At 69.2% G+C, this 11,915-nt stretch carries 14 protein-coding genes; 8 read left to right on the top strand and 6 right to left on the bottom strand.

Annotation, left to right across the window (positions count from 1 at the left end):
* Positions 1-230: 230 nt before the first annotated feature.
* From DMH01_RS36125 to DMH01_RS36100, 6 genes are read left to right on the top strand one after another with little or no spacing between them, the layout of a single operon-like run.
* On the top strand, positions 231-1,250 hold the full coding sequence (locus DMH01_RS36125; RefSeq protein WP_125682887.1) for a Gfo/Idh/MocA family oxidoreductase: 1,020 nt from the start codon (positions 231-233) through the stop codon (positions 1,248-1,250).
* Positions 1,240-2,058 carry a sugar phosphate isomerase/epimerase gene (locus DMH01_RS36120; protein ID WP_125682885.1) on the top strand — a complete coding sequence of 273 codons (819 nt, stop codon included), beginning with the start codon at positions 1,240-1,242 and terminating at the stop codon, positions 2,056-2,058. Before DMH01_RS36125 ends, DMH01_RS36120 begins: the two co-directional genes overlap by 11 nt.
* Positions 2,055-3,275 (top strand): M20/M25/M40 family metallo-hydrolase, encoded by a 1,221-nt coding sequence (locus tag DMH01_RS36115; protein WP_125682883.1) that lies wholly within the window; start codon positions 2,055-2,057, stop codon positions 3,273-3,275. Before DMH01_RS36120 ends, DMH01_RS36115 begins: the two co-directional genes overlap by 4 nt.
* The gene (locus tag DMH01_RS36110; RefSeq protein ID WP_125682881.1) at positions 3,272-4,321 is read left to right on the top strand and encodes an Ldh family oxidoreductase; all 1,050 of its coding nucleotides are present in this window, start codon (positions 3,272-3,274) and stop codon (positions 4,319-4,321) included. Before DMH01_RS36115 ends, DMH01_RS36110 begins: the two co-directional genes overlap by 4 nt.
* Positions 4,318-5,262, top strand: coding sequence for a Gfo/Idh/MocA family protein (locus tag DMH01_RS36105; protein WP_125682878.1), 945 nt, complete (start codon positions 4,318-4,320; stop codon positions 5,260-5,262). The genes DMH01_RS36110 and DMH01_RS36105 overlap by 4 nt, the downstream gene beginning before the upstream one ends.
* A complete protein-coding gene (locus tag DMH01_RS36100; RefSeq protein WP_125682877.1) occupies positions 5,195-5,596 on the top strand; it encodes a hypothetical protein in 402 nt (133 codons plus the stop codon). The genes DMH01_RS36105 and DMH01_RS36100 overlap by 68 nt, the downstream gene beginning before the upstream one ends.
* Before the next feature lie 34 nt (positions 5,597-5,630).
* Here the strand turns inward: DMH01_RS36100 and DMH01_RS36095 are convergent, their stop codons facing one another.
* The 4 genes from DMH01_RS36095 to DMH01_RS36080 all read right to left on the bottom strand — a co-directional run bounded on the left by DMH01_RS36095 (position 5,631) and on the right by DMH01_RS36080 (position 8,911).
* Entirely contained in the window at positions 5,631-6,167 is a 537-nt protein-coding gene (locus DMH01_RS36095; RefSeq protein ID WP_125682875.1) for an EF-hand domain-containing protein, read from the bottom strand.
* A gap of 81 nt (positions 6,168-6,248) precedes the next feature.
* Positions 6,249-7,496: a nucleotide sugar dehydrogenase gene (locus tag DMH01_RS36090; RefSeq protein WP_125682873.1), complete on the bottom strand. Its 1,248-nt coding sequence runs from the start codon at positions 7,494-7,496 to the stop codon at positions 6,249-6,251.
* A 34-nt stretch (positions 7,497-7,530) separates the two neighbouring features.
* Complete coding sequence (locus DMH01_RS36085; protein ID WP_370323592.1) at positions 7,531-7,863, bottom strand: hypothetical protein; 333 nt, start codon at positions 7,861-7,863, stop codon at positions 7,531-7,533.
* A 679-nt stretch (positions 7,864-8,542) separates the two neighbouring features.
* A complete protein-coding gene (locus tag DMH01_RS36080; RefSeq protein WP_125682871.1) occupies positions 8,543-8,911 on the bottom strand; it encodes a hypothetical protein in 369 nt (122 codons plus the stop codon).
* Between the two features lie 430 nt (positions 8,912-9,341).
* Here DMH01_RS36080 and DMH01_RS36075 point away from each other — a divergent pair, with 430 nt between their 5' ends.
* Both DMH01_RS36075 and DMH01_RS36070 read left to right on the top strand, forming a co-directional pair.
* Complete coding sequence (locus DMH01_RS36075) at positions 9,342-10,058, top strand: GAF and ANTAR domain-containing protein (RefSeq protein WP_233621807.1); 717 nt, start codon at positions 9,342-9,344, stop codon at positions 10,056-10,058.
* Between the two features lie 20 nt (positions 10,059-10,078).
* Positions 10,079-10,846 (top strand): GAF domain-containing protein, encoded by a 768-nt coding sequence (locus tag DMH01_RS36070; protein WP_125682869.1) that lies wholly within the window; start codon positions 10,079-10,081, stop codon positions 10,844-10,846.
* Here DMH01_RS36070 and DMH01_RS36065 read toward each other — a convergent pair.
* A complete protein-coding gene (locus DMH01_RS36065) occupies positions 10,843-11,100 on the bottom strand; it encodes an ANTAR domain-containing protein (RefSeq protein ID WP_125683343.1) in 258 nt (85 codons plus the stop codon). The two genes, DMH01_RS36070 and DMH01_RS36065, sit on opposite strands and share 4 nt — an antisense overlap.
* A 43-nt stretch (positions 11,101-11,143) precedes the next feature.
* Positions 11,144-11,839: a GAF and ANTAR domain-containing protein gene (locus DMH01_RS36060; protein ID WP_125682867.1), complete on the bottom strand. Its 696-nt coding sequence runs from the start codon at positions 11,837-11,839 to the stop codon at positions 11,144-11,146.
* Positions 11,840-11,915 lie beyond the last annotated feature (76 nt).

The raw sequence follows: 11,915 nt of genomic DNA, 5'->3' as shown, positions 1-11,915 counted from the left end.
CTGGGCCACGTTCGCTCGAATGTGCTCGATTGGTTGAAAAAAGACACCGACAGCGTACCCACCTCCGGTGGCGTTGGAACCCGATCCCGAGCGTAGGTCAGGAAAACCGGCCACTCGGCAGGTTCGCACTTCCTGGTCAAATCAAGCGCCAAGTATTGACACTTGATCATCGCGGATGTCAGTTTTGCGATGGATTTCGGAATGGGAAACTCTGAGGAGCAGGCTCACCAGTGCGTTCACTCATTGTGGGACTCGGCCGGGCCGGTGCGGGTCTGCATCTGCCGGTCTTGGCCAAACTCCGTACTCGGACACCCCGGCTCTTCGACGACGCTCCCGTCACCGCGTGCGAACCGCGGACGAACGTCGCCTCGCGGGCGGGCCTCACGGTCGCGCCGACCATCGAAGCCGCGGCCGCCGGGCTCGACCCGGCCGAGACCGTCGTGCACGTCTGCACACCCCCGACCGAACGCCTCGCCGTGCTCTCCGAACTGGCCACGCTGGGCTTCCGCAAGGTGATCGTGGAGAAGCCGCTCGCCGCGGACATCGACGACCTCGCCCGGATCATCCGCCTGCGCCGTAAGTACAAACTGCATGTCGAGGTCGTCGAGCCCTGGCTCGCCAGCACGCTCACCGCCCGGTTGGTCGGACTCATCCGCAGCGACCGTTTCGGCGCTCCGCAGTCCATCGAAATCGTGCAGAACAAACCGCGGTTCCGCCGCTCGCTCGTGATGCCGGGGCATCCGACCGCCTTCGACGTCGAACTGCCGCACGGGGTCGCGCTCGCGCTGCGGCTCGCGGGCGCCGCACGGGTCACCCACGCGTCCGGGACCGATCTCGAGGTCGAGGGGAACGTCGGCCCCCGGATGGGCGGGGCCAACGTCGGTCTCCGGCACAATTCGGGTATCCACACGGAGATCCGTTCGGACCTGACCTCACCGGTACGGGAGCGGCGGGTCACCGTCGAGTTCGAAACGGGCACCGCGGTCGGGCATTTCGCGGTGAGCGGCGACGACCACCACTCGCAGCTGACCCTGCGGTCGAACGGCCGGTCCGAGCATGTCGTGCTGCGCGACGACGCGATGACCGAGTGGATGTTCGAGGCCTACCGGAAGTTCCAGGTGCACGGGGAACAGACACAGGGATTCACCTTCGCCACCGAGGTGGTGCAACTGCTGTCGGTGGCCAAGAACATCTGCGCGGAACCGGTCTCCCGCCCCGAGCCCGACGCGGTGGCGGCCCATGCCGACTGACCCGGTGTTCGCCGGCCTCACCGATGAGGCGGCCGACGACCTCGGCGGCCAGATCGCGGTGCTCGACGCACTGGGCTGGCGGACGATCGAACTGCGCACCCTCGACCGGATCCCCGTCGCCGACCTCTCCGACGAGCGGTTCGACGAGATCGCGACGACGCTGGCGGACAAGTCGATGAAGGTGGTCTGCCTGGCGTCCCGGATCGGTGGCTGGGCCAGGCCGATCACCACCGATCTCCGGCACGATCTCACGGAGCTGGACGTCCTCGCCAGGCGCGCCCGGTCGATCGGCACCCGCTACGTCCGGATCATGTCGTATCCCAACGATGGCCTGAGCGCGCACGACTGGCGTCGCCAGGCCATCGCGAGGATCACCGTTCTCACCGAACAAGCCGAACGCCACGGCGTGACACTGCTGCACGAGAACTGCTCGGGCTGGGCGGGCACGAACGCCGAGCGGATGCTCGATCTGCTGGACGAGGTCGGGAGCCCGGCGCTGAAGCTGTTGTTCGACACCGGGAACGGCGTGGCCCACGGATACGACGGATTCGACCTGCTCTCCGACATCGCCGGCCATGTCGAGCACGTGCACGTCAAGGACGCGGACGAGCGCGGCTTCACCCTCCCCGGCGAGGGTGCCGCACGTGTGGCGGACTGCGTGAAGCTGTTACAGGCCAACGGATACAGCGGCGCCTGGTCGCTGGAACCGCATCTCGCGATCAAACCCCACGAGCCGGGTGTGCTCGCGAGGGACGCGGCGGCCACGTTCGTCACCGCGGGCCAGGCGATGGCCGGGCTGATCCGGTGATCCGCGAGGACCAGGAACTGCTTCTACGGCTGCTCGCCCTGCCGACGGCCGGTCCGCTCGAAACGTCCGGCGACGTCCGCCTCTGGGACGCGATGCGTGCCTACGCCGACGCGGCGGCCGGGATCGGTTTCGAGACGCTGTACCTCGGCAGCCCGGATCCTTCGGTGCTGGACCGGCCCGGCGTTCCGGTCGCGGTCCGCAAAGCCGAGCCGGACTTCCTCGCCGGTCAGCCCAGCCTGGTGCTCCGGCTCGGCCCGGCCGCTCCCGCCGTGATGTTCAACGTCCACCTCGACACCGTGGCGCCGTTCGAACCGGCGGGTTTCGACGGGGCCAGGTTCACCGGCCGGGGCGCGATCGACGCCAAGGGGCCCGCGGTGGCGCTGCTCGCCGGGGTCCGGGCCGCCGTCGCGGCGGATCCGGCGGTGGGCAGGGACGCCGGCGTGCTCATCCAGGCGGTCTCCGGCGAGGAAGGCGGCGCGATGGGCACGTTCGGCACGCGTCCGCTCGTCGAGGCCGGCTTCCACGGCGAACTGAACATCTTCTGCGAGCCTACCGGCCTGCGCTACCTGCCCCGCTGCTCCGCGTCGATGACCGCGTGCGTGCGAGTGCGCGGGGACGACGCGATCGACGACGAACCGCACCGGGGACACAACGCCACCGTCCTGCTCGGCTTCCTCGCCCAGCACCTGGCGCTCGACCTGGCGGACCACGGCCGGGTCTGCATAGCGGGGCTGCACACCGGCCGCCTGCACAACAGGGTGTACGGCAGCGGAGAGCTTCTGCTCAACATTCCCTACGACAGCCGGGAAGCGGCGTCGAAGATGACCGCGGCGCTGGAAGACGGCCTGCGGTCGGGCATCGCCGAGTTCGGCACCCGATTCCGGGAGACACCCGCCTTCGCCCGTACCGCGGCCGACGCCGCGGCGATCACCGAGGTGCGGTGGCTGAAACGCGGCCTGCCCGCTCTGACCGCGCGGGACATCCCGCTGCTGGACGGGCTGGTCCCCCGCTGGCCCGACGACGAGCCCGGCTTCACCTGCGACGCCCTGTGGCTCGCCGATGTCCCCGGCACCCGGACGGCCGTCCTCGGCCCCGGTTCCCTGGGCGGCAACAACGCGCACTCCGCCGGGGAGTACGCCGACGTCGAAGAACTCGACAGGTTCAGTGACCTCGTCCGCGAGATCGTCGTGCGATTCAGCCGGAACGAAGGAGCATGACCGTGCTGGTGCCCTATCCGGAGCTTCTCTCCCTGGTCACCCGGATCTTCGTGGACCGCGGCGTTCCCGGGGACCGGGCGGCGATCGCCGCCGCCGCGTTGTGCCACGGTGATCTGACCGGGGTGACCTCACACGGACTGGTCAACCTGACCCGGCTGTACCTGCCACTGCTCGACGACGGACGCGCCGATCCCGCGGCGGACATGGTGATCCAGACCGATCTCGGTGCCTGCGTCCTCGCCGACGCCCGTCGCACACTGGGGTTGTGGTCGGCGTCGCAGGCCATGGAACTGGCGTGCGCCAGGGCTTCGCGGCACGGCATCGGGATGGTGTCCCTGCGGGGCGCCACGCATATCGGCTGCGCCGGCCACCACGCCGCGCGCGCCGTCACCCACGGCATGATCGGCCTCGTCGCCTCGAACTGTGGCGGGCAGCGCATCGCCCCGCCCCCGGGCGGCACGGCGACGATGCTCGGCACGAACCCGCTCGCGCTGGCCTGCCCCGCCGGTGACGCGCACCCGTTCGTCCTGGACATGAGCACCACCGTCGTACCCACCGGGCGAGTGCGGGCCGCGGCCAGGGAAGGCCGGGCGATCCCGGCGGGGTGGCTCGCCACCGACGACGGCGCACCGGTGACGGACGCGGCCGCGTTCGACCGAGGGGACGCGCATCTGCTGTGGCTGGGCGGCGATCCCGAAACGGGCGCCTACAAGGGATTCGGGCTGGGGCTGCTCGTCGAAGTACTCGGCGCGCTGGTCCCCGGCGCCGCGCTCGGCGCGCTGTCCGCCGGCGGGAATCGCGACGACGACATCGGCGTACTGACGCTGGCGATCGCACCGGAACTCCTGCGCGGCGGATTCGCCGCCGACGCGACCGCGCTCTTCGCCGCCGTCCGTGGCTGGCCCGCCCGCGACGCCGCCGCCCCGGTCGTCTATCCCGGCTGGCACGAGGGCGAACGCGCGGCCCGGTTCCGCGCGCACGGGGTGCCGGTGCCCGACGACGTCTACGAAGAACTGCACGCGGTGCGGGAAAGGGCGGCCGGATGATCCGGGTCGGTGTCGTGGGACTCGGTGTCATCTCGCGGTTCTACCTCGCCGCCGTGGAACGGTCCCCGGCCTTCGGGCTCGCCGCGGTCTGCGATCTCGATCCGGCGGCACTCGCCGGAATCGGCGTGCCCGGCTACCGGGATCACCGGGAGATGCTGGCCGCCGGAGGGCTCGACGCGGTGATCGTGACCGCGCCCAACGACGTCCACGCCACCGTGTGCCGGGACGTGCTGGACGCCGGCCTCCCGGTGTGCGTGGAGAAGCCGCTCGCCACCGGACTCCCGGACGGCGAGGATCTCGTGGCGCGAGCCGCGCGGCGGGACGTCGCCCTGTTCACCGCGTTCCACCGCAGGTACAACGCCAACGTGCGGGCGCTGCACGAGGCGCTCGCGGGCAGGGCGCCGATCGCGTCGCTGACGGTGCGCTATCTGGAGCGGATCGAAGAACACGTCGGCGGTGATCGCTGGTACCTCGACACCGAGCGCTGCGGTGGCGGTTGTGTGGCGGACAACGGGCCGAACGCGCTCGATCTCGTCCAGCTGTTCCTCGGCTCGGTGGCGTTGCGGAGCGTGCGGATCACGCGCGACGCGCAGGGCGTCGACAGGCAGGCGACACTCGTGCTCGAGAACGCGGTCGTGGAACTCGACTGGTCGTTCCCCGGCGAAGCCAAGGACATCGAAGTCACCCTGACCGACGGCGCCGTCCTGCGCGCCGACATGCTCGCCGGATTCCCCGCGTTCAAGGAATCACTCCGGCACGAGTACGACGGGCTGCTGCGGGAATTCGAGGAAGCCGTGCGCAAGGGCGGGGCCTGGCGCGACAACGGTCTCACCACTCTGTCCATAGTGGACGACTGCTACCGGAAGGAGAACGATGCGCGAGGACGGGCCGAAACGGGAGATCACCGGGACGGTGGTGAAGGTGCTGGTGCATCACCGTGACGATCGGGGAATGAGCCTCGAGCCCTTCGCCAGCCGATGCGTTCGCGCCGGCGAGATCCACGAACTCGTCACGACCAGCCACGAGGACACGGAGCCCGGAGCGCCGATCGACCGTGTCGGTTTCCTCGGCTTCGCCGAAATAGACCGGGCGGGCGTGATCGACCGAGGCGACGAACTGTGGATCGGCGGCGAACTCGTCGGCACCGTACTCGGCTTCGACGGCTGCCATTTTCCCAATCACTACAACATTCTCGTCACCGTCACGCGGCCCGTCACCGGCGAAGAGCTCGGCTTGAAACCGGAACTGGAAGTGCGGTTCCGCGGCAGGTGGTGAGCGGCCCGGAGCCGGGCCGCTCACCGGCTCGCCGCTACTTGCCCAGCAGGGGCACGTCCGAATTGCCGAGATGGTAGTCGCGTACCGCGTGCACGAGTTCGTCGACGGTCAGCTTTCCGTTGCCGTTCACGTCGATCGCCCGGAACGCGGGGGCCACGGCCGAGGACTCGACGCCGATGGCCGCCAGCCACTTGGCGAACTCCTGCTGGTTGACCTCGCCGTCACCGTCGGTGTCGCACAGGCCCACGATCGCCGCGATGGTCGGGCGGACCACCCGGTCGAATCCCGAGTCGCCCTCCTGGAAGATCTGCGCCTCGATCACCTCGGTGAACTGCTTCTCACTCAGCGCGCCGTTCGGGCCCGCACCCGCCTTGCCGGCCAGGTACTCGTACATCGCCACGAAAGAGTCTTTCACCGCACGCGCTTGGGGCGACGTCGGGTCTTCGCCGAACGCGTTGATGATCCGACCGGCTTCGGCCTCGAGATCGGACTTTTCGATCCTGCCGTTACCGTTGACGTCCCACTTCTCGAAACGCTTCTTGAGCCTGTCGTTCTTGACCGCCGTGGTCATTCGTGCACACTCCTTTTCGCGTGAACTCGGAAGAATCTGCGGTACGCGCGTGTCCGCCGGCTCTCGCCCCGGCGGACACGGTCAAAGCCGGACGACCTCCTCTCCGGGAACCTGTCCCGTCACGTCGAACAGCAGCCTGGCCGTCGAGGTCAGCCGGCTGAGGTCGTAGGCGCGGTGCGCCACCAGCAGGACGGTGACGTCCGCGGCGGGGAGCACCGCGTCGAGATCGGTGACCGGCGGCCCCAGTTCGGGTACGGCGACGGCCACCGGATCGTGGTAGGACAGATCCGCGCCGAGCGCGCGCAACCGGACGGCGATCCGGATGGCGGCGGACTCGCGGGTATCCGGCACATCGGCCTTGTACGCGACGCCGAGCAGCAGGACTTTCGCTCCCCGCAACGTTTTCCCCTGCCCGGCGAGCAGGCGCGTCACCCGGTCGACCACATGCTCCGGCATCCGGTCGTCCACGAGCCGGGCGGCGTGCACGACGCCGAGTGAGGCTCCCTCCCGCTCGGCCTTGTCCAGCAGGTACTTGGGATCGACCGGGATGCAGTGCCCGCCGACCCCCGGGCCCGGCACGAAGGACATGAAGCCGAAGGGTTTGGTCGCGGCGCAGTGCACCACGTCCCACACGTCGACGCCGATCCGGTCGCAGAAGATGGAGATTTCGTTGACCAGGGCGATGTTCACGTAGCGATAGGTGTTCTCCAGCAGCTTGGCCATCTCCGCTTCCCTGGTGCCGCGCGCCACCACCACCGTGTCGACGAAACGCCCGTAGAACGCCGCGCAGTACTTGGCGCACAACGGGGTATGCCCGCTGATCACCTTCGGCGTGTTTCGGATGCCGAAGCGGCGGTTGCCCGGGTCGACGCGCTCGGGTGAATACGCGAGCGCGAAGTCCTCTCCCGCGGTCAGGCCGTACTTCTCCAGGATCGGCCGGACGATTTCGTCGGTGGTGCCGGGAAAACTCGTCGACTCGAGCACCACCAGCGTCCCGGGTCGCAGGTGCTCGGCCACCGTCTCCGCCGCGTCACGCACCGCGGCGAGATCCGGCCCGCCCGCCTGGTCCAGGCCGGTCGACACGCACAGCACGATCGTTTCCGCGGTGCCGAGCACCCCGGGGTCGGTCGTCACGGTGAAACCACTCGCCCGCATGGCCCGCAAGCGGCTCGCGGGCACGTCGGGCACATGCGAACGACCCGCCGCCACAGCGGCCGCGACCCGCTGCGACGTGTCGTACCCGACGACCGACAACCCTGCCGCACAAGCGGCTTCGGCCAGCGGCAGCCCGACGTAACCCACTCCGACCACGACAAGATCGACAGACACGGGACCCCCTCAGTCTCGATGTCACACGAACCGATCAGGCGACCGAGAACGAACCGGTGCCAGGTGGAACGTGAGAACCGAACCCCGCCGGGACCCGTACCCCGGGCATCAGGCAGAGCGGATCGCCGTAGACGACCACTTCGGCCGAGGTCAGATTGGCCAGAACATGGGCGGCGATGGGAAGTTTGTGACAACCCTCGGGGTTCCGGTAGGTGTCCAGACGCTGGAATTCGGTCGAGAAGACCACCACCTCCCCTGCCGCGGCCTGGGCTGCCGGGCTCGCGACGATCAGCAGGGCGCAGGCGGATGCCGCGCTCAACGCGGCGATGGCAAGACGGTTCATCGATGCCTCCACATCCAAGATCACGACTTCACTCCGCACGCTAACAGTCACTCTTGGTGAAATCGGCTTCTCGCCGGATCTTCACGCGCGCAGGTTGCGGTCCATTCCGCCGGATCATTCGGATGGCGGCTTCAAGCACTCTTCGCGTGATCTTCGAACGCGGGCGGTTCACATGAACGAGTGGCACGGGCAGTGAAGTCAGGGATGTTCAGCGGCGATTCGAGACTCAGAGTGTCCTGGACTCTCAGCGGCCGGAAAAGGCTTGCGCGACCGCGTGTTCTCGCGGCCGGCCGGCGCGGATCTCGACTGTCCATAAAGGACACTTTTTCGAGACCCGCAGTGCCGGCTCGAGTCCGTGAAGGTCTCCTTGGCGGACTCGTCTCTGTTCACCTACCAGTGTGGTCGGTGGTCGAGTGTCCCCAATGTGGCATTGGGGACACTGAGCGTCTCCGATGCCACATTGGGAGCACCGAATGAGCAGCCCTTGTCCGTGAAGGCCTCCTTGAGGGACTCTGGGTCCCGCAAGGAGGCCTTCACGGACTTGGCGATCACCTCGCGTACCCCATAGGCACCAGCGGTCACAGCGGCTGCGCGTGAAGATCCCCTTCCCCAGTACATGAAGGCCCCCTTCCTTGCGCCTGACGCAAGGAAGGGGGCCTTCATGTACTGGGGACAGGCAGAGAACCGTACCCAGTGGCTCTAATCAGACATTTCGCCGGGAGCCGAGCCGGCTCGCGGTGAGCAGCAGCGGGGTGGCGACCCCGTGCCGGGCGCTCAGATCGGCCAAGAGTCCGGCCAGCCAGCCGACCGCGTCCGGGGACCACTCGGCGAGCGACGCGTCGGCGTGCGGGTGTTCCTGTCCTGCGTCGTTCATCCCCCACAGGCCCGTGTCGCGTAGCCACCCCATCGCGACCGACCGCTCGTAGAACACCAGGTACGCGTCGCGGTCGGTGTCCGGGGCACGCCACGGGTGCGGCGTGAGTCCGCCGTAGAAGGCCGCGAACAGGGTTCCCGCGAACCCGCGGCCACCCTGTTCAAGGCCCGGAACGGATTCTTCGACGCCCTTCGTCATTTCATCACTTCATCACTCGCCTGGTCGCACCCGGTCGCCCGCACGCGACATCCGCCTCCACCAGCCGTGGCCCGACGTTTCGAAGAGCGCAACGACTCGCCACAATGCTCCCGAGTTATGCGCGGCGGCGCGAATCGTCCGCTCGTTCAGTTACGGGGAGAGCGTCGCTCCGTCTCCGGTTTGAACCCGTCGCCTAGGGGTAGCCCCTGGCCAGGCCTGCAGCCGCCGACGGCGGTGGGTGGTGCGCACGCGTCCCCACCGCGTCACAGGACGGCCGGCTTCCCCTTGGCGAGAGTGGAACTCCCGGGGAGAAGCCGGCCGTTCGGTGCGCCGGGCCGCGGGGATGAGCTGCCGTCGTCGGCGCCATCTCGTAGGGTTACGGTTCGGGGCTTCAGCCGGAGTGGCCCACGGCGGACAAGGGAGCACGGCGGTGGATGGGCGGCATCGAGGACCGTTGTGGCGGGCCATCGCCTCCGCCGCCGAGGTGGCGGGTCGTCGTGACAGCTGGGCACAGACCGTCTGTCTCGCCTGCGTGGAGACTCTGGGCCAGGTGGACGCGGCGATCCTGGCGTTGCGGGGTGGCTCGCACGCCGAGGAGGTCTTGGGGGCCAGCGACCCTTGGGCCGCCGACCTGGCGGAAGCGCAGTACACCGTCGGCGAAGGGCCCGGCGTGGAAGCGTTCGCGAGCGGATCCCCGGTGCTGGTGCCGGATCTGAGTGTCGAGCAGGTGCGCTGGCCGGGTTTCGCGCAGGCCGCGCTCGCCGGCGGGGTGGCGGCGATGTTCGCGTTCCCGCTCCAGCTCGGAGCCATCCGGCTCGGCACCCTGGAACTGATTCGCCACGGTCCCGGCGGGTTGCCCAGCGACGAGCTGAGAGATGCCGTGCTGGCGGCGGATCTCGGCGCCGCGGCACTGCTGCGGCAGGCGCGGTCGGCCGAGGTCGAGGGCCACGAATTCGCCCCGGACCCGGTGCGGTCGTTCCAGGATGTCAATGTGGCCACCGGAATGCTGGCCGCTCAGTTGCACATCGGTCTCGATGACGCCTTCACCCGCCTGCGCGCACATGCCTACGGGCGGAACCGGTCGATCCTGGAAGTCGCCCGTGATGTGCTGGAACGGCGCATCGTCCTGGACGAGCTCGCCGAATGAACCGTCGACCTGGAGGAAACATGAGTCGTCACCGCAGGGCTGGCGGCGAACCCGGCACGCTGCCCCCCGACCTGACCGGAGCACTGGCCGCCATCACCGCGCGCCTGGTCGGTACGCCGGACAACGACACCGTGCTGCGCCTGATCATCGAGGTGGGTACCGAGTTCCTCGGGGCGTCCGCGACCGGTGTGCTCCTGACCCGGCCCGGCGGCGGGCTCGACGTGGTGGCGGCCTCCGACGGCAAGGCGCGGTTCCTGGAGTCACTGCAGACCGACATCGACCAGGGACCGTGTGTCGATTCCATCGCCAAGGCCACCGTGATCATCTCGTCCGATCTCGCGAAGGACTCCACGCGCTGGCCGGAGTTCGTACCGGCGGCGCTCGCGGCCGGAGTCCGCGCGGCGGTGGCGATCCCGTTGCGGCTGGACGGACGGGCGGTGGGCGGATTCAACCTGCTCTACGACACCGAAGTGGCGCCGGAGCGATGGCAGCTGGAGCTGGCGCAGGTGGTGTCGGATCTCGCGGTGCTCGCGCTGGTGCAGGAACGTGGTGGCCGCCGCTCGGACCGGTTCCTGGAAGCCACGGTCACCGCGCTGAACGACCGGGCCCAGCTCGGCCAGGCAGTCGGCGTCGTGGCGGGAACTCTCGGGATCGAGCCCGCGGCGGCCCAAGCCGCGATCCTCGCCTATGTCTTCGAAAACGGCCTGGTGCTGCGTGAGGTGACAGGCGCGATCACCAACGGCACCCTCGACCCCGCCGTCGTGACCGAGGCCCAGGACAGCGCCTAAGCCCAGCCTCCGTAGTCGGGATCGGCGGTACCGTCGGCCTGGGCGTCGACGATCGCCGCGATCCTGGCCGCCTCGGCTTCGCGTCCGGCCTGGCCGGTGCCGCCGCTCAGCCCGTCGAGCGCCTGGGCGAAGTCGCAGCCCTGCCAGCCTTGCAGGACTCCGACCGCTTCGCTGACCACTGCCCGCCCCTCCAAAGCCTGGACAAGACGAGCCGCGATCTCGAGCGACTCCGGATCGGGCTGGTGGGCGGGCATGCTCACACCGTCCTCCCATCGCCGCCCGAAAGCCAGCGACCTCTCAGTGCGGCCGCACGATCGCGGTGACGAGGCGTTCGGCGCAGTCGCGGAGTTTGACGTTCTCCCGTTGCGATTGCGCCACCAGCACTGGGAACGCCTCGTCCGCGGTGACGCCGCGCGCACCCATGAGGACCCCTTTGGCCTGGTCGATCACGGCCCGGGACACCAGCGCGGTGGCCAGCTGGTCGGCTTCCCGCCGGGCGGTCCGGTATCGGGCGGTGGCTCGCATCGCGCCTTCGACGGCGGTGACGAAGAGTTCGAGCAGCACGGCGTCGACCTCGCGGAAGCCGTGGACGTGGAAACCGTAGAGGTTCAGCGAACCGGTGTGCTCGTCGTCGATCGCCAGCGGCGCGGAGAGGAAGCTGGCGACTCCGGCGGAGGCGGCGTGCTCGGCGAACCGGGGCCAGCGGGCGTGGGCGCTCTCGACATCCACCCGGACGATCCGTCTCGCCGTGGCCGCTTCCAGGCAAGGTCCGGCGCCGGCACGGTATTGGTCGGTGTCGATGCCCAGGGCCCGGTGATCGGTGCACGCGGCCGTGGTCGGGATCCCGTCCCTCAACAGGGTGACGCTGACGATGTCCGCTCCGGGAATGACATGCAGCAGCTGGCGGGAGATCACCTCCAGGGCCGCGTCCAGCGCCGTCGTCACCTCGTCCAGCCGGCGGCGGATGACGGCGGGTTCATCAGGCGAGGACATGGCGGTTCCCTTTCCCTGAACCTGCGTTCAGTACCTTCCTTTGAAGCCATGGGGAGATCGGGATGTGTCAAGCCAC

Source organism: Amycolatopsis sp. WAC 04182 (assembly GCF_003947465.1).
GTDB lineage: Bacteria > Actinomycetota > Actinomycetes > Mycobacteriales > Pseudonocardiaceae > Amycolatopsis.
Note: the sequence above shows the minus strand (reverse complement) of the source record. Positions and strands in the feature narration are given on the sequence as shown.

What these genes read in the sequence shown, in the direction of transcription:
- DMH01_RS36105 (WP_125682878.1), top strand. Translation starts at nt 4,318, where the DNA reads ATGATCCGGGTCGGTGTCGTGGGACTCGGTGTCATCTCGCGGTTCTAC.
- DMH01_RS36120 (WP_125682885.1), top strand. Translation starts at nt 1,240, where the DNA reads ATGCCGACTGACCCGGTGTTCGCCGGCCTCACCGATGAGGCGGCCGAC.
- DMH01_RS36065 (WP_125683343.1), bottom strand. Translation starts at nt 11,100, where the DNA reads ATGCCCGCCCACCAGCCCGATCCGGAGTCGCTCGAGATCGCGGCTCGT.
- DMH01_RS36095 (WP_125682875.1), bottom strand. Translation starts at nt 6,167, where the DNA reads ATGACCACGGCGGTCAAGAACGACAGGCTCAAGAAGCGTTTCGAGAAG.
- DMH01_RS36100 (WP_125682877.1), top strand. Translation starts at nt 5,195, where the DNA reads ATGCGCGAGGACGGGCCGAAACGGGAGATCACCGGGACGGTGGTGAAG.
- DMH01_RS36110 (WP_125682881.1), top strand. Translation starts at nt 3,272, where the DNA reads ATGACCGTGCTGGTGCCCTATCCGGAGCTTCTCTCCCTGGTCACCCGG.
- DMH01_RS36070 (WP_125682869.1), top strand. Translation starts at nt 10,079, where the DNA reads ATGAGTCGTCACCGCAGGGCTGGCGGCGAACCCGGCACGCTGCCCCCC.
- DMH01_RS36080 (WP_125682871.1), bottom strand. Translation starts at nt 8,911, where the DNA reads ATGACGAAGGGCGTCGAAGAATCCGTTCCGGGCCTTGAACAGGGTGGC.
- DMH01_RS36060 (WP_125682867.1), bottom strand. Translation starts at nt 11,839, where the DNA reads ATGTCCTCGCCTGATGAACCCGCCGTCATCCGCCGCCGGCTGGACGAG.